At 69.8% G+C, this 16,904-nt stretch carries 11 protein-coding genes, 1 pseudogene and 2 riboswitches; of the genes and pseudogenes, 6 read left to right on the top strand and 6 right to left on the bottom strand.

Annotation, left to right across the window (positions count from 1 at the left end; translation table 11 throughout):
* Positions 1-60 precede the first annotated feature (60 nt).
* Positions 61-167, top strand: a riboswitch (TPP riboswitch).
* Between the two features lie 45 nt (positions 168-212).
* The 5 genes from thiC (at position 213) to K415_RS0111290 (ending at position 5,635) form a co-directional block, all read left to right on the top strand.
* Positions 213-1,814 carry a phosphomethylpyrimidine synthase ThiC gene (thiC, locus tag K415_RS0111310; RefSeq protein ID WP_231494879.1) on the top strand — a complete coding sequence of 534 codons (1,602 nt, stop codon included), beginning with the start codon at positions 213-215 and terminating at the stop codon, positions 1,812-1,814.
* A 2-nt stretch (positions 1,815-1,816) separates the two neighbouring features.
* The gene (gene thiM, locus K415_RS0111305) at positions 1,817-2,719 is read left to right on the top strand and encodes a hydroxyethylthiazole kinase (protein WP_231494878.1); all 903 of its coding nucleotides are present in this window, start codon (positions 1,817-1,819) and stop codon (positions 2,717-2,719) included.
* Between the two features lie 4 nt (positions 2,720-2,723).
* Entirely contained in the window at positions 2,724-3,353 is a 630-nt protein-coding gene (gene thiE, locus K415_RS0111300; protein ID WP_024287162.1) for a thiamine phosphate synthase, read from the top strand.
* Complete coding sequence (thiD, locus tag K415_RS0111295) at positions 3,350-4,174, top strand: bifunctional hydroxymethylpyrimidine kinase/phosphomethylpyrimidine kinase (RefSeq protein WP_024287161.1); 825 nt, start codon at positions 3,350-3,352, stop codon at positions 4,172-4,174. Before thiE ends, thiD begins: the two co-directional genes overlap by 4 nt.
* A gap of 150 nt (positions 4,175-4,324) precedes the next feature.
* Positions 4,325-5,635 (top strand): MFS transporter, encoded by a 1,311-nt coding sequence (locus tag K415_RS0111290; RefSeq protein WP_051480522.1) that lies wholly within the window; start codon positions 4,325-4,327, stop codon positions 5,633-5,635.
* 422 nt (positions 5,636-6,057) lie between these two features.
* Here K415_RS0111290 and metE read toward each other — a convergent pair whose 3' ends face one another.
* The 6 genes and pseudogenes from metE to K415_RS0111260 form a co-directional block, all read right to left on the bottom strand.
* Positions 6,058-8,307: a 5-methyltetrahydropteroyltriglutamate--homocysteine S-methyltransferase gene (metE, locus tag K415_RS0111285; RefSeq protein ID WP_024287159.1), complete on the bottom strand. Its 2,250-nt coding sequence runs from the start codon at positions 8,305-8,307 to the stop codon at positions 6,058-6,060.
* Between the two features lie 116 nt (positions 8,308-8,423).
* Positions 8,424-8,630, bottom strand: a riboswitch (cobalamin riboswitch).
* 73 nt (positions 8,631-8,703) lie between these two features.
* Positions 8,704-9,264 (bottom strand): annotated as a pseudogene (locus K415_RS0111280) (ribonucleotide-diphosphate reductase subunit beta); the annotation flags it as partial.
* 233 nt (positions 9,265-9,497) lie between these two features.
* Positions 9,498-11,693, bottom strand: a complete 2,196-nt coding sequence (locus K415_RS0111275) for a bifunctional diguanylate cyclase/phosphodiesterase (protein ID WP_024287157.1) — start codon at positions 11,691-11,693, stop codon at positions 9,498-9,500.
* A gap of 197 nt (positions 11,694-11,890) precedes the next feature.
* Positions 11,891-14,161 carry a hypothetical protein gene (locus tag K415_RS0111270; RefSeq protein ID WP_155859438.1) on the bottom strand — a complete coding sequence of 757 codons (2,271 nt, stop codon included), beginning with the start codon at positions 14,159-14,161 and terminating at the stop codon, positions 11,891-11,893.
* An 80-nt stretch (positions 14,162-14,241) separates the two neighbouring features.
* Positions 14,242-14,589 carry a helix-turn-helix transcriptional regulator gene (locus K415_RS0111265; protein ID WP_029663616.1) on the bottom strand — a complete coding sequence of 116 codons (348 nt, stop codon included), beginning with the start codon at positions 14,587-14,589 and terminating at the stop codon, positions 14,242-14,244.
* Positions 14,590-14,606: 17 nt separating this feature from the next.
* A complete protein-coding gene (locus tag K415_RS0111260; protein ID WP_029663615.1) occupies positions 14,607-15,719 on the bottom strand; it encodes a tyrosine-type recombinase/integrase in 1,113 nt (370 codons plus the stop codon).
* A gap of 29 nt (positions 15,720-15,748) precedes the next feature.
* Here K415_RS0111260 and K415_RS23955 point away from each other — a divergent pair, with 29 nt between their 5' ends.
* Positions 15,749-16,804, top strand: a complete 1,056-nt coding sequence (locus K415_RS23955; protein ID WP_155859437.1) for an ImmA/IrrE family metallo-endopeptidase — start codon at positions 15,749-15,751, stop codon at positions 16,802-16,804.
* The last annotated feature ends 100 nt before the right edge of the window (positions 16,805-16,904 follow it).

Here is a 16,904-nt window from a genome sequence, read left to right as displayed (position 1 = left end):
GCCGCGCCAGACCCTCACGCCCGAGACCTGTGAAAGATCGAGGCTAGGCTGTGGGTGTCAGTCAACCACCGCGGGAGTTCGCACCAGTGAGCTGAGAGGACGGCTAGGGCCGTCGACCGTTGAACCTGTCCGGGTAATGCCGGCGTAGGGAGAGCATCACGATGCGCCAAGATGACGCTACAACTGTGTCCGCTGTGACCACGGGTCCTGTCATGGGCAGCACGAAGCGATTCGAACTTGTCGCCGGATTCCCGGGGATGAGTGTCCCGCTCCGGCGAGTGAACCTGAGCAACGGTGAGCACTTCGACCTCTACGACACCTCCGGGCCATACACCGACGAGAGCGCCGTGATCGATCTGGTGGCCGGGTTGTCCAAGACGCGAGACGGGTGGGACCGCCCCCAGGCCATTGACGGGGCTGCCACGCAGCTGGTCTGGGCAAGGTCCGGGATCATCACTCCCGAAATGGCCTATGTGGCCGCCAGGGAGGGGCTACCGGCAGGACTTGTCCGCGACGAAGTAGCACGGGGCCGGGCTGTCATCCCGGCCAACCACAGGCACCCAGAGAGCGAGCCGATGATCATCGGCAAGGCGTTCTCTGTGAAGATCAATGCGAACATCGGCAACTCCGCGGTCACGTCCTCCATCGCTGAAGAAGTAGAGAAGATGGTGTGGGCCGCCCGGTGGGGCGCGGACACGCTCATGGACTTGTCGACGGGTAAGGACATTCACCTGACCCGCGAATGGATTCTGCGGAACTCGCCCATCCCGGTGGGTACGGTGCCCATCTATCAGGCTTTGGAGAAGGTCAAAGGCGATCCCACCGCGTTGACCTGGGAAATCTACCGCGACACGGTCATCGAGCAGTGCGAACAGGGCGTTGACTACATGACGGTCCACGCCGGGGTCCTGTTGCGGTACGTGCCGCTGACAGCCAGGCGCGTCACCGGGATCGTTTCCCGCGGCGGTTCGATCATGGCGGCCTGGTGCCTCGCGCACCATCAGGAGAGCTTCCTGTACACGCACTTCGTCGAGCTCTGCGAGATCCTTCGACGCTACGACGTGACCTTCTCCCTCGGTGACGGGTTGCGCCCCGGATCCATAGCCGACGCCAATGACGAAGCCCAATTCGCCGAGCTGCGCACGCTGGGGGAACTCACCAGGATCGCCAAGTCCCACGGTGTGCAGGTCATGATCGAGGGCCCCGGACACGTCCCCATGCACAAGATCGTGGAGAACGTCCGGCTGGAGGAGGAGCTCTGCGAAGAAGCGCCCTTCTACACGCTCGGCCCCCTGGCCACCGACATCGCCCCGGCCTACGACCACATCACCTCGGCCATCGGCGCGGCAATGATCGCCCAGGCCGGAACCGCCATGCTGTGCTACGTCACACCCAAAGAACATCTGGGCCTGCCGAACCGCGACGACGTGAAGACGGGAGTCATCACCTACAAGATCGCCGCCCATGCGGCCGACTTGGCCAAACAGCACCCGCGCGCCCAGGAACGTGACGACGCGCTCAGTCGAGCCCGTTTCGAGTTCCGGTGGAATGATCAGTTCGCGTTGTCCTTGGACCCGGACACGGCCCGCAGCTTTCACGACGAGACACTTCCGGCGGAACCCGCAAAGACCGCACATTTCTGTTCCATGTGCGGGCCGAAATTCTGCTCCATGCGCATCTCGGCCGACGCAAGAACCTATGCGGGAGACAACGGGCTCTCCAGCCTGGAAGCGATTGACGCCGGCATGGCCGACAAGTCCGCAGAATTCGCTCGCATGGGCAGCTCGGTATACCTGCCGTTGCAGGCGATCTAGCCATGGCCGCCGCACCGCTGCCCGAGCCGGAGTCTCGGGAAATGGGAGGGGAACACGCTGTATCGCAGCGCCCCGACGGGACGGGTCGGGGCGCGCTCGCTCCACCGCGCGTTCGCGCGTCCGCTGATGATGCGATCCGCGTTCTTGACGAGCTGCGCCGGCGCGGCCCCCTCGTGCACTGTATGACCAACATCGTCGTGGCCGGCTTCACCGCGAACGTCTTGCTGGCTGTCGGCGCGTCACCGGCGATGGTGGAGAACTCCGAAGAGTCCGCAGAGTTCGCCCAAGTCGCGGACGCGGTCCTGGTGAATCTCGGGACCCTTTCCCCCGACAAGGTCACGGCGATGCGCGCCGCCGTTGCTGCCGCCGCACGGGCGGGCACCCCCTGGGTTCTGGATCCGGTCGCGGTCGGGGCCCTGGCGTACCGGACCCGGTTCGCGACCGAGCTGCTGGCCAGCGGCCCCGCAGTGATCCGCGGCAACCCATCGGAGATCCTCTCGCTCGCCGGTGTGACGGATTCGGCGGGACGCGGGGTGGACTCCACGTCCGGCTCGCGAGACGCCCTTGAGCGGGCCATCGAGCTTGCCCGTCGGCAAGGGACCACGGTCGCTGTGAGCGGTGCCATCGACTACATCACCGATGGCGCCGTGGTCCTGGACGTGCGCACCGGTCACGAGATGATGACCAGGGTGACCGGCGTCGGATGCGCCCTGGGGGCACTGGTCTCGGCGTGCTGCGCGGTGGAGCGCTCACCACTCCTGGCCGCGAGCGCGGCGACGACGATACTCACCGTGGCCGCCGAGGTCGCAGTCAAGCGGAGCGAGGGCCCGGGTAGCTTCGCGGTCTCCTTGCTGGACGCCCTGTACAGGCTTGACTCCGCAGCCCTTCGCACGCACGCGGGTTGAAGCCATGGCCCTTGACCTTACGGTGTACCTGGTGATCGGCACCCAGCCATCTGGTCCGCGCGGGACGCTCGCCACCGTGGACGCCGCGGTCCGCGGCGGCGTGGGCGCGGTGCAGCTGAGAGACAAGCAGGCGTCCGGACGCGAGCTTCTGGCGCTCGCCGTCGAACTGCTGGGCGCGCTGAGCGGCTCAGGGATCCCCCTGCTGATCAACGACCGACTTGACGTGGCCCTCGCGGCCGGCGCGGACGGCGTCCACCTGGGCCAATCCGATCTGGACGTGCACCACGCGCGGCGCCTCGCCGGCCCGCGCTTCCTCATCGGTCTGTCCGTCTCGCGGGCCGAGGAGATCGCGCAGGTGCACGCCCTGCCCACCGGCACCGTGGACTACCTCGGCATCGGCCCCGTGTTTCCCACCACGACAAAGCCGGATGCCCGGGCTGCCCTGGGACTCGACGCGGCAGCCGCCCTGCGCAGCTGCACAGACCTGCCGTGCATCGGGATCGGTGGCATCAACCGTCACAACGCGCCCTCGGTCTGGGCGACCGGGGTCGACGGGCTGGCCGTCGCGTCAGCGATCTGCGCCGCCCCCGACCCCGGCGCCGCAACCGCCGCTCTGCGCAATGGCCGCCCATGATCGTCCATGCGCTGAGCATCGCCGGCACCGACCCCAGCGGCGGCGCCGGCATCCAAGCCGATCTGAAGACCTTTTCCGCCTTGGGCGTGTACGGCACGACCGTCATCAGCGCGCTCGTCGCCCAGAACACCATGGGGGTCGCGGCGATCCATCAGGTTCCCGGTGACTTCGTCACCGTGCAGCTGGAGAACCTGTTCGACGATGTTCGCATCGACGCAGTGAAGATCGGCATGCTCGGCACCGCCGACGTCATCGGGGCGGTCGCGGCCGCCCTCAGGAGGCACCGTCCCCCGTACATCGTGCTGGACCCGGTCATGGTCGCCACAAGCGGTGACCGGCTGCTCACCGCCGATGCAAGGAGAGCACTACGAGAGGAGCTGCTGCCCGTCGTCGACCTGATCACCCCGAACCTGCTGGAGGCCGCCGACCTGCTCGGCGCGGACGAGGCCACCAGCGAGGACGAGATGTTCGGCCAACTTGAAGGACTCCAGCGGCTTTGTCCCGGTGTGCTCATCAAGGGTGGCCACCTCAACGGCCCCGAGAGCGTGGACCTGCTCCAGGTTGACGGGAAGGTCACCCGCCTGCGCGCCGCCCGCGTGCCGACGCGCAATACCCACGGCACCGGCTGCACCCTCTCCGCCGCAATCGCCGCGCTACGCCCCCAACGGCCGGACTGGACCAGCGCGGTCGCTGACGCCAAGGACTACCTGACCGGCGCACTGCTCGCCGCGCACGCCCTTGACGTAGGTCACGGGCACGGCCCGGTACACCACTTCCACGCGCTATGGCCACGAGGACGACCCCGCTCAGCAGCGTCCTGACGGACCGGACCCGGCAGCGTCGGCCGCATCCACGACGGCGGCGCCCGCCGCACGTCGGCCACCGAAAGCGCCTGCCCTGGCGTACACACCCGAGAACGCGAGCCCCGGCGAGGGGCTCTGGCTCATGCCGTCGAAGAAAGGGAGCATCCGATGTGCCCGCAGCTCGAACATGCAACAACCCTTGAGACCCGATCGAACCCGGAGGGCGCTGCGATGCCCCTTGCGGCCAAACGTGCTGTACGAGGCGGAGTACTTGGCAACTACGTCGATCAATTCGACATATTCCTGCCGATCATCGCGCTGGCCCCCGCCGCCGCAAGTCTCTACGGCGCCGAGAATGTGGCGACGAACGCAGGCCTGATCTTCGTCGCCACGTTGATCGGACGCCCACTCGGCGCTGCGATCTTTGGTCCGGTGGCCGATCGGATCGGCCGGACCACCACAACGAAGATCACGATGGCAGGCGTCGCCACCACAACCCTGCTTGTCGCTCTGGTACCCGGCCAGGCGCTGCTGGGCCCCGGTACCCTCATGTCGATCCTCGCGCTGCGCCTCCTGAGCGGGGTCTTCATCGGCGGTGGATACACGTCCGCCGTGCCGCTCGCGATGGAGTGGACAGTCCCGCGCCGGCGCGGCCTCGTCAGCGGTTTGATCATGTGGATGTCACCGTGGGCCAACGCCTCGATCGCGATGCTGGTCTTCGTTCTGCTTGGCGTATTGGGCGCGGACAGGTACAGCGCATGGGGCTGGCGGATTCCGTTTCTCCTGGGCTCGCTGATGGCGTTTGCCATGCTGATCTACTATCGTAAGTACGTTTCCGATGCCCCGGTGTGGAAGCGCACTGCCAAGGTACCGAACCCGCTCCAGGACATCTTCGTCGGTGCGAATCGCCGCCCGCTGCGGCAGGTATTCGTCATGATGACCGGGATGTGGCTCTTCACCAACATGGCGCTCGCGGTTCTCACCGGCCAGCTGAAGACCGACGGACACCTCTCCGATCAGGGCGTTTCCTTCACCATGATGTGTGCGACGGTGGTCTCGGCCATCGCCATGGCCGGCTGCGGCCATCTCTCGACCCTCATCGGACGGCGCGTCTTCTTCATCGGCTTCGGCGTTCTCTCCACGATTCTGGCGCCAATCGTCTACCTGGCGATCTTCCATCAGACAGCTCAGGCGGCGCTCGTGCTCCTCGTGGTGTCGCTGCAGATTGTCACGGTGTCCGTCTATGGTCCGATTGCTGCCTACCTGACCGAACGCTTCCCGACCGCAGTGCGCTCGAGCGGGTACGGCCTGGCATACAGCCTCTCGATCGTGCTGCCCGCCCTGTACCCGTACTACCTGCCGCCGCTGCAGCAGGCCCTCGGGGATCAGGAGGCCGTGGCCGCCCTGCTGGCACTCGCGGGCCTCCTAGTCGCGATCGGTGCGGTCGCCGGCCCGGAAACGGGTACGGTGGCGAGCTGAGGTGGTGCCGAAAGGGCTGCGCAGGTCTGCACGGATGGCACGTTCGCAGCACGGCTCGCCCATGACGAGCGCCCCGTGAGGACGGCGAGCTGGTCGCTGGCCACTGACTCGAAGGACCCTGCCCGTAGCGGTCCTGGACCCCCAGCAAGACCATGGACAGGCACCCGGTGATCAGCCCCACCGACGAGCAGGGGCGCGACGACGACGGCCGTGCCCATCAGGGGCACCGGGCGCCACCGGCGCACTGCGGTCGGCGAGAGGGCGAGGCCGCTGCGGCTCCCCGCATCGTCACTGCCCTCTGACCCCCTGTGCTCGCCATCCGTGCAGGACGGATGGCGAGCACAGGACGACACGCAGTCGAAGGCGTCGTCATCCCGACGCTGTGGTCACGCCGTCCGGGCTCGGCGCGAGCTGACCCGCTGTCATTGCAGCGTCGCTCGGATTCGGCGCGTCGCCGCGACAAGGTGGCGCAGCGCGGGCTCGACCTCGGCGTAGCCGCGGGTCTTCAGCCCGCAGTCCGGGTTGACCCACAGCCGCTCACCGGGCACCGCACGCACCGCCTCGGTGAGCAGGGCGACGATGTCGTCCTCGCTCGGCACCCGCGGCGAGTGGATGTCGTAGACCCCCGGCCCGACGGCACGTGCGAAGCCGGCCGCCTGCAGGTCGCCAAGGATCTCCATCCCTGAGCGTGCCGCCTCGATCGTCGTCACGTCGGCGTCCAGACCCTCGATCGCGCTCATCACGTCGCCGAACTCCGAGTAGCAAAGGTGCGTGTGGACCTGCGTGGTCGGTGCGGCCCCGGCGGTGGCGAGCCGGAACGCGCCGACCGCCCAAGCCAGGTACGCCGAGCGCTGCGCCTCCCGCAGCGGCAGGAGCTCGCGCAGCGCGGGCTCGTCGACCTGCACGATGTGGGTGCCCGCTGCCTCGAGGTCCCCGATCTCGTCGCGCAGTGCGAGAGCGACCTGCGACGCAGTCTCGGCCAGCGGTTGGTCGTCGCGCACGAACGACCACGCCAGGATCGTGACGGGGCCGGTGAGCATCCCCTTGACGGGCTTGGTGGTCAGACCCTGGGCGTAGGTGGTCCAGCGGACCGTGATCGGGGCGGGCCGGGACACGTCCCCGTGCAGGACGGGCGGCCGCACGCACCGCGAGCCGTAGGACTGCACCCAACCGTGCTGCGTGGTGGCGAACCCGTCGAGGTGCTCGGCAAAGTACTGCACCATGTCGTTGCGCTCGGGCTCGCCGTGCACCAGCACGTCCAGGCCGACGTCCTCCTGCAGCGCGATGACGCGGGCGATCTCCTCGCACATCCGCTGCTCGTAGACGCAGGTGTCGAGCGCGCCCGAGCGTAGCTCCGCGCGGCTACGTCGGATCTGCTCGGTCTGCGGGAACGAGCCGATGGTCGTCGTGGCCAGGAGCGGCAGTCCCAGCAGCTCCTGCTGGGCGGCAGCGCGTTGCTCGAACGGCACGCGGTCCAGGTGCTCGGGGCGCAGCGCCGAGACGCGGGCGCGGACGACGTCGTCGCGGCGCGGGGCGGGTGACGGCCTGGCGACCTCCACCGTCCAGTCCGCCCCTGCCTCGCCCGCGAGGGCAGCCCCGAGGAGCACGACCTCACGCACCTTCTGGCGGGCGAATGCCAGCCGCTCGCGCACCTTCGGCTGCAGGGCGGTCTCTGCGTCCAGGTCGTAGGGCACGTGCAGCAGCGTCGCAGACGCCGAAACAGCCACCTGCCGGGCGAATCCCAGCAGCGCCCGGGCGGTGGCCAGCGCCGCCGGGAGGTCCGTCCGCCAGACGTTGCGGCTGTCCACCAGGCCGGCCACGACGGTCTTGTCCCGCAGCCCGGGCAGGCCGGCGAGCGAGCTGCCGGGCGCCGCGACGAAGTCGACCGCCACTGCCTCGATCGGGGCGTCCGCCAGGACCGCGAGCGCCGGCCCGAGGTCGCCGTAGTACCCGGTGACGAGCAGCTGCGGCCGCTCCGCCAGGCCACCCAGCCGCGCGTAGGCACGACGCAGGGCGTCCAGCTCGGCCGAGGTGCGGTCGGCAGCGAACGCCGGCTCGTCGAGCTGCACCCAGGGCGCACCCTCGGCGTGCAGCCGAGTGAGCAGCTCGGCGTAGACGTCGAGCAGCCTGTCGAGAAGGCTAAGCGGGTCGAACCCGCTGGCGGTCGGCTTGGCGAGCAGCAGGAAGGTCACCGGGCCGAGCAGCACCGGTCGCGTGACGATGCCCTGGTCGAGAGCCTCGCGGAACTCGGCCAGCGGCTTGTCCCCGGCGAGCCGGAACACGGTCTCGGGCCCCAACTCCGGGACGAGGTAGTGGTAGTTCGTGTCGAACCACTTGGTCAGCTCCAGCGGCGGCTCCTGGCCGTACCCGCGCGCCGCCGCGAAGTAGGTGTCCAGCGGGGACAGTCCGATCGCGGCGAACCGCGACGGCAGGGCGTCGAACAGGGCCGCCGTGTCGAGCACGTGGTCGTAGAACGAGAACGTGTTGCCAGGGACGGAGTCCAGCCCGGCGTCGCGCAGCTCGGCCCAGGTCGCGGCGCGCAGGCCCCGCCCGACCTCCAGCAGGGCGGCCTGGTCGATCCTTCCGGCCCAGTACTGCTCGACGGCGCGCTTCAGCTCCCGGCGCGGGCCGATTCTCGGGTATCCGAGGACGGTGGTACCGATCGTGGTCACAGACTCTCTCCTCGCGAGCGTGCGGAAAGCACCGGAGACAGCGGGAGCAGGGCTGGGCAGGGCGCGACGGCACCCATCCACCCAGCCCACCCGAGAGGCTCCGGACACCGCGCACCGGCGGTGCGCGGACCAACGGCAGGTCTTCGGACTCGTGGGCGTCCTGCTCGCTCCTACCGGCCGTCGCTTCCCAGGCTGGCGCCCAGTGCTTCATTGACGGCTGTCGTTCCCACATACCGCTGCGGGGCAGTCCCGGACTCGCACCGGGTTCCCTCTTGCCTCACCCGGCCCCGTGGGGCTGGTGAACCGTTGGCGACAGCCACCCTAGCCGACAGGGTGGACGAGGTTCTCACGATGCGATCACCCCGTCCGCCCTCGACCGAAGGTCGCAAGCGGTCGTCAGCCCCGGGCGGTCGACGCGCTCGCATTGACCTCGTACGACGTGTTCGTCGCCTCGAAGAAGTTGACCAGCTGCAGGGTGTCGTTGGCCGTGGCCATCCACTTGGCCGGGTTCGGCACGTTGTAGTGCGGCTCGAAGCCGAGCTCCTCCAGGCGCCGGTCGGCGAGGTACTTGACGTACTGGTTGACGTAGTCGGCGTTGAGCCCGAGGATCCCGTGCGGCAGCAGGTCGTGGTTGTACTGCTCCTCCAGCGCGACGGCGTCGAGCACCATCTGCCGGATCTCGTCGGCGAACTCCGGGGTCTGCAGGTCCTCGTTCTCCTCCAGCACCGTGAGGATGAGGTTGATCCCGAACTTCAGGTGCAGCGACTCGTCGCGGACCACCCAGTCGATCAACGAGCCGAAGTTCCGCAGCAGGTTCCGCTGCCGGAAGCTCAAGGCGACCATGAACCCGCTGTAGAACCAGATCCCCTCGAGGACGACGTTGTACGCCACGAGGTTGCGCACGAAGTCGCGCTTGCCCTCGGTTGTGGTGATGTCCAGGGTCTGTCGTGCCACTCGGCATCCCAGCGTCGTGAAGGCTCTGGGTCTGGCGTCTCGCAACGGGACAGTTCGAGTGCCCCGGCGAGCTGGACGCGGCACAGTGGCGCGGTCAGACACGCAGGCAGGCGGCTGGGCACTTGAAGGTTGGTCCGTTCTCGTATGGGGCCTATGGGAGCACCGCCCCCCTTGACAGTTCCGAGTCACGGTCACCGGTGCCGGGACTCAGGTGGCGCTCTGCGGTGGGGTTGAGCTCAGTGCCTACCCGAGGGGCGCAGCGGGCCGCGGTTGGGGAGATCAATGAGCTTCGCGGTGGCGCGGCGGGCGCTGAGCCAGTGGTCGAGCTCGGCGGCGGGGACGGGTCTGGACATGAAGTAGCCCTGCGCCTGGTCGCAGCCCAGGCGGGTCAGCTCGGTGTAGGCGACGTCGGTCTCGACGCCTTCGGCGACCATGCGTAGGCCGAGGCTGTGGGCCAGGTCGATGGTGGAGGCGACCAGGGCGGCGGCGCGGGCGTCGTCGGCCATGGGGAAGATGAAGGAGCGGTCGAGCTTGAGCTCGTCGATGGGCAGGTCGCGCAGGTAGGACAGCGAGCTGTACCCGGTGCCGAAGTCGTCGACGGAGATCTGGACCCCGCTGTGCCGCAGCCGAGTCAGGATGGCCCGGGCCCGATCGCGGTCGGCCATCAGGAACTCCTCGGTGATCTCCAGCTGGAGGGAGCGGGGCTCAAGACCTCGGGCAGCGAGCATCCCGGCGACCTGCTCGGGCAGGTCGGCGTCGACCAACGAGCTGGCCGAGATGTTCACCGCGACCGTCAGTTGTTGGCCCTGCGCCTGCCAGGCCGCGATCTGGTCCAGGGCCAGGTCGAGGACCACCGTGGTCATGGCGCGCATCAGCCCAGCCTCCTGGACCAGGTCCAGGAAGGCGTCGGGGTAGAGCAGACCCCGCGTGGGGTGGTCCCAGCGCACCAGCGCCTCGACACCGCGGACCTCACCGGTGAGCAAGTCGATCTTCGGCTGGTAGTGCACGACGAGCTGATCCTCGGCCAAGGCGGTCCGCAGCTCCCCCACCGTCCGCAGCCGGGTGCCGTCGTGGGCGTCGTCGGCAATGCTGTAGACGTGATGGCCGTCGCCGGATGTCTTGGCCCGGTACATCGCGATGTCGGCCTTGCGCAGCAAGGAGCTCAGGTCGGGGCCGTCGTCGGGGGACAGTGCGATCCCGACGCTGACGCTGCTGTGCAGCGCGATGCCCTCCAAGGCGAACGGCTCGGCCAGCGCGGCGCGCAGCTTGACGGCGACAGCCGCGGCCTCGTCGCGGCCGACGTCCTCGAGCAGCACCGCGAACTCGTCGCCGCCCAATCGTGTGAGCACGTCGCCGGCACGCAGGTGCTCGCTCAGGCGGGCGCCCACCTGGATCAGCAGCAGGTCCCCGGCGTGATGGCCCAGGCTGTCATTGACCTCCTTGAACCTGTCCAGGTCCAGCATCAGCAGCGCTAAGCGCCACCGCTGCGGTTCCACCAGCCGCGCTTGTGCTTCGGCATATAGGGCCCGCCGGTTCGGCAGCCCCGTCAACTCGTCGGTGGTGGCGGCCCGGTGACGCAGATCCGCCATCCGCGCGAGCTGGCGGAACGCCAACTGGGTGCGCGCCGCGGCCAACACCAGCGTCACACCCGCCAGGACCACCGCCAGGGTCGACAGGGCCGTCGCACCGGTCGTCGAACCCGTCTCCCGCGTCGCCAGGCCGTCGTCTTGCGCGACGGCGTCGACCCACATCGCCATCAGGGCGAGCCCGAGCGCCCATCCGGCGTCCAACGGTGAACCGACCACGTAGAGGTCACTGGTCACCCGAAGCGCGTAGACCACGTCCGCCGCGGCGAAGGCCATCAGGCCCGCGGCCAGCAGGACCCACCGGCTGCCCACCCGCACGCCCCCCAAGGCGACGATCCCGGCGACAGCGGCCACGAGCAGCAGGTCGAACATCGGGTAGGCGACCGCCACCGCGGTGGCCAACGACGACGAACCGGCCAGGGCAGAGTCCAGCACCGGGCTGAGCACGACCGCCAGCACCGAAGCCGCGCCAAGTGATCCCACCGCACAGTCCAACCACAGAGACGAAGCCAGCCCCCGCACGTGACGGCGCATCGCCACGAGCAGCGCGGCCAGCATCAGCGGGTAGAACAACAAGAACACCGCGTCCGCGGGCGAGGGAAGCGGCACTGACCCACCGCCGGCCACCACCACGCCGAGGTAGGTGAGTCCGGCGGCCTGCGCAACGACCGCGGCCGCAGCGAGCAGGACATCCCAGCGCCGGAACCCGACTCGCCAGACCGCCAGCCAGCACACCGCCGCGGACACCCACACCACCAGGATCCCCAACCCGTCCACGACCAGGGTCCGCGCGTCGCCGTGCAGAGCCAGACTGCCGACGACGGCGGCGACCAGGAGCAGTCCCATCGCCCACACCAGGCCCGCGCGAAGTGTCACTCGTGTGCCCAACCGCACCTGATCCACCCCCGGGCTACAACCGCATGGCGATGCCACCGTCCACCACGTCATCGGCATCTGCCGCCTCTGCATGAGCCCTCGGGTGACCGGGGTTCGGGAGAGGTGGGGATGGTCGGGTCCGCGTGCCACCCACCATTTGACGGTCGTCATGTCGCGCGGTCGGCGGCATATTGCGCCCAGTCGCCGCCGGCGCGGGTGGTGTGCCGGACCACGTGAGAGGTCTTGAGGCCCAGGACCCCGGCGAGCATGGCTGGAGGGATCTCGGCGCTGAGCTGGTCGAGGGCGGCCAGTCGGGTCCGGCGTGGCTCGATGGCGATGGTGCGCAACCGGCGTCCCAGGCTCGCGGCAGCGAGGTGGAGTCCGGCCCGCTGGCCGGGGAACAGCCAGTCCCCGGGGATCTGCTCGGCGACACCATGGCGCCGAGGCTGCGGTAGCGACTGGATCAGGGTCGCGAAGGGTTCGGGGAGCTCGAGCCGGTCGCCGCCGAGACGTACGGTCACGATGGCGCCGTCGGTGGCGATGTCGTCGGTGGTCAGCGCGCAGATCCGGACGAGGGTTTGGGCGTAGAGGACGCCGAGGGCGCCGGCGACACGGTCGGCGGTGTCCGTGGTGTCGCCCTGGACAAGGCGGCGGGCGATGGACCATCGCTGTTCGGGGTCGGTGTGCAGCTCGCTTCGGCCACGGAAGGAGGGCGGCAGCCGGATCGCCGCAGGGAGCACCCTGGTGCGCCGGGCCCAGGCCAGGAACGGCCGGACCTGGTGGGGTCGGGTGCGGGGGCTGGCAAACCAGCTGTCGATGTCGCCCTGGTGGGCACTGGCCAGGGTGCGGTGGGCGGCTTCGATGGTGGCCAGGAACGCGATGACGGACCGTAGGGTGCGTCGCGCGTTGGCGACGGCGGCGCCGACGTCCACGGGCCCCGCCTGGTGGCGACGCAGGCGCGGTAGGACCTGCCAGCGCAGCCATGAGCGCACGATCCGTGCATCGCTGGCGTCCAGGGCCGCCAGCATCTGGTCGCTGCCGTGCTGGAACCGGTCGACGAGCCGGTCCCGGTCGGGGGCCAGCGCGCCGGTGGCCAGGAGCAGGTCACGCAGATGCTCGACCGCTCTACTGGCGGGTTGGGCGTCCAAGGTGGCGTGAGTCAGCGGGAGTCGGCCGGAGTCCAGAGCTGCGAGCAGCGCGGCGACCGCTGGTCGGCGCAGCCAGCGGCGGGTGGTCATGGGCTCGGCGGCCAGGACCGGCGCCCGAAGCGCATACAGGGCACCGGGCGGGCGGTCGACGAGCAGCCCGTCGACGGTCCGCCGCAACGCGCACCTGTCGCACAGCTGGTGTCCGGCGACGATGGTCAGGGCGCGGTTCTGGTGGCAGTCGGCGCAGCGGCGCGCTGCGCGCTCCCGGCACCAACGGCACAACCCCCGGTCGTCGAGGACCCGGCCCGGCTCGTTGCAGCCCGCGCACGAGCCCCGCCGCCGGTGAGCGTCGCGCCGGCACCGTCCGCACACGCGCTCATCCTCACGCCGGGCCGGCCTGGCGCACCCGGGGCAGTGCCGCACGCAGGTCCGGCACCGCACCCGGGCCCCGTACACGCTCGCGTCGCTGCCACAGGGCTGCTGGCAGGACTGACATGGCGGGCCGGGCAGGTCAGCCCCCGCGGCGCGCAACGCGACCGCGAGCCGGGCCACGACGAACGGGAGCCCGGGGTCGGTCAGGCGGTGCTCGGCCACCTGTTCGGCCAAGACCCGCAGGTCATAGCCGCGGGGCGCCACAGCCGCCAGGACGTCGGCGACTTGGGCGCGGTCCAGCGACACCTGCCCGGCCAGCGCGGACGTGAGCTGCTCGAGCGCCTCGGTCCGTTTCGCCTCTGCGCGGACCCGGTCGGTGCAGCCGCGGCAGCGCGGGTGACCGGCCTGGTCGCGCGCGTAGGGGCGCCGCCGCTGACCGCACCCGGCACACATCTGCGTACTGGTGCGTCGGGCGTAGCACGCTGAGCAGATCACCGCGCCGCCGGGGAGGTGGTGGGCGGGTCGGGTCCGTCCGCAGTCCTGGCAGGTCGGGTGGATCGTCGTGATCGTCTTCGCGCCTGCCGTGATCAGGGCGTCGACGAACCGGTCCAGGACCGGCGGCAGGCTGGTCGGGCCGGTGGTCAGGACGTCGGGGTGGGCGTGCAGGTGGTCGGCGAGCTGTCCCAACCGGCGTCCTTCGGCCATCTGGTCGATGACCCGAAGGACGGTGGCCTTGGCCAGCGCCGGTTCGGCGGCCGCGACGGCGACCAGGATCACGGCGCGGCGCCGGGCGGCCAGCCGGGCCGCAGCCGCGGTGCGGTAGCAGGCGTCGCACCACGGGGCCCCGTCGGGGTTGCGGCCCACGAGCTTGCGCTGCCGGCCGCACGAGGCGCACATGCCCTGGTGGGCGCGGGCCACGCACGCCGTGCAGATGCGCCCGTGCGGGCCGGCGCCCCTGAGCGTGACCTGCCGCCCGCACCCCGCGCAGGGCGGATCACTCACCGGTCGCGGTGGATCTCGGCTCGCCGCGGAACCCGTCCCCGCCCACCGTCCGCGGCCCCGGTCGCTGCTGGTCCGCTGGTGCCGGTCGCCCGGGACCGGCGGGTCGCAGCGACCGGTTCGATCAGGTCGTTGGGGCTGCACGCCAGGATGTCGCACAGCGCCATCAATGTGCGCAGGCTCAGGCGTTCTGGGGTCTGGGTGACCAGGCGGTAGACCTGCGCGGCCGACAGGACCACGCCGCGCTCGGCCAGCAGCGGGACCAGGTCGGTGGTGGCGAACATGTTCTGTTCGGCCATCCGCAGTCTCAGGTGCCAGGCGTATCCCAGCTTGCGAGCGGGTGCCATCGCGATGCTCCTGTCTGTCACGGCGTAGCCGGATCGGTGAACGCCCTGCTCAGGGCCCGACGCAGCGCCTGGTTCTTGTAGTCCGAGCCGACCGACGTGTACCCGGCGGTGGTCGATCCCCAGGAGTGGCCGACCTGCTGCTGGACGAACAGGTGGTCGAACCCGTCCTCGATCAGGTGCGTGATGTACGAGTGGCGCAGGCAGTGCGGCCCCAGCTCGGCCGGCAGACCGCACTGGTCGCGGTAGGCGGCGAACCGGGCGTTGATGTGGTCAGTCGAGATGGCCGCGCCCCGCTCGGTCGGCCACAACGTCGTCGACGCCGAGGCGTAACCCGGGCGGATCTCCTCGACCCACTCCGCGAGGGTCTCGGCGGCCCAGCCCATCGTGGTCAGTACGGTGCGCCGGCGCGGCGTGCCGCCCTTCATCGCCTTGCCGTAGCGCACCGAGACCGCGCCGTACCGGCCGAACTGCTCGGCGTGCGCGTTGGGCGACAGGTCGGCCAGGTCCAGCATCGCCACCTCCCGGCGGCGCAGCCCGAAGGCGTACACGGTCTTGAACAACGCCGCGTCACGGAACGCCGCCAGCCAGCCCTTGCGCCCGGACCTGCCCACCGCCACCACCCGCTCGTCGCAGTAGTCGAAGAACTGCTGCAGCTCCTGGCGGCTGAGTGGACGGTTCCCGGGCCGGGCCTCGCTCTGGTCGCGATGCACGGCGGTGTTCCACTCGTGGAAGACCTGCACGGGGTGGGTGCCGAACCGCTGCTCGCACACTTCGTCCCAGCCGTAGCGGCGATCGGTCACGTACCCGCAGAACAGCTGCACCGCCATCTGATAGTTGCGCAGCGTCGAGTGCGCCAGGCCCCGACCGACCAACGCCGTCGTCCACTCCTCGACATCACTCGGGGTCCACGTCCACGGGTAGGCGTTGGTGAACGTGACCAGCCGACGCACCAGGAGCACCCGCTGCTCGATCGTCGTGGCCGCCAGGAGCCGCGAGGTCTGCTGCGCGGCCCAGCCCGCCAGCATCGCGTCCAAGACCGCCTCCTCCGGGGCGAGGAACGACACGCCCGCGGCCAGCACGGACACGGCCGAGCCAGCCACCACCCCCCGAACCGATCGATCAGCTCGCATCCAACTCCGTCCCAGACCGTCGTGGTCCGATGACCGTATCACTCATCAGATGCACGATTGCGGGCGCCGTCCGTCGTCCAACGCCCCCGGTCCGGCCCACATCACGGCCTCCGCCGTCCGCCGCTGTCACCCCGGTACCGACGCCCGAAGCGCAGTGCAAAGACCGTGAATCACGCAGTCGATGCGATTGGCCGCAGTCGCCCTCGAACATCCTGCTCATCTGCGTTCAGCGGCCCGACGCCACCCGCGTCGGCGGCATCCGCACCTGGAACAGCCTGGGCCGCCGCGTCAACAGGGGCGAACACGGCATCGCCATCCTCGCCCCCTGCATCTACCGTGCTGCACCCGGCGAGACCCCGACCGCAGACCAAGGCCCGGACATCGCGTCAGCCACGCCCGCGCTACTCAAACCCACGGCGAACACCGACGGGGCGATCCGGCAGCTTCGCGGGTTCAAGGTCGTCCATGTATTCGACGTCTCCCAGACCAACGGAGACCCGTTGCCCGATGCCGGACCGACGCATCTCACCGGCCCGACTCCCGATGGGCTATGGGACCACCTGGCCGGGCTCGTCGGCGAGGACGGATACCGGATCGAGCGCGGACCCTGCCGCTTCGGAGCCAACGGCTACACCGACTTCACAGCGCGCGTTGTCCGGGTTCGCGACGACGTCGACCCTTCGCAGGCCGCGAAGACCCTGGCCCACGAGCTCGGGCACATTCGCGCCGACCACGAGCACCGCTTCACCGACTACGCGACCTCCGCCGCTTGTCGCGGCCAGGCCGAAGTCGAGGCCGAGTCGATCGCCTACCTCATCACCGCACAGGCCGGCCTCGACTCCGCTTCGTACTCACTTCCTTACCTCGCGAGCTGGTCGGGAGGGTCCACCGACCTGCTGATCGCGTCGATGGCACGGGTAACCTCGGTCGCGCGGACGGTAGACGCCAGTCCGTTCGGTGGCCAAGTGCATGCGCTGGAGGCGGATGCCCAACTACCCGAGTCACCGCCGAGCGCATCCTGGAAGCAGCCCCGTCAGGTGGCACCGCGCGTTGAACTTTCGGCGTCTGCCTCCGTGAACCGCTGAGGATGAACTCCGGCCATGGCGCCCCGTTGACGACGCCCCGGAGACGCGGGTCACCTACGGACGAGGGACGACGCGCCCTCATCCATGCGCCAAATGAGCG

The organism is Cellulomonas sp. KRMCY2, assembly GCF_000526515.1.
Lineage (GTDB): Bacteria > Actinomycetota > Actinomycetes > Actinomycetales > Cellulomonadaceae > Actinotalea.
Note: the sequence above shows the minus strand (reverse complement) of the source record. Positions and strands in the feature narration are given on the sequence as shown.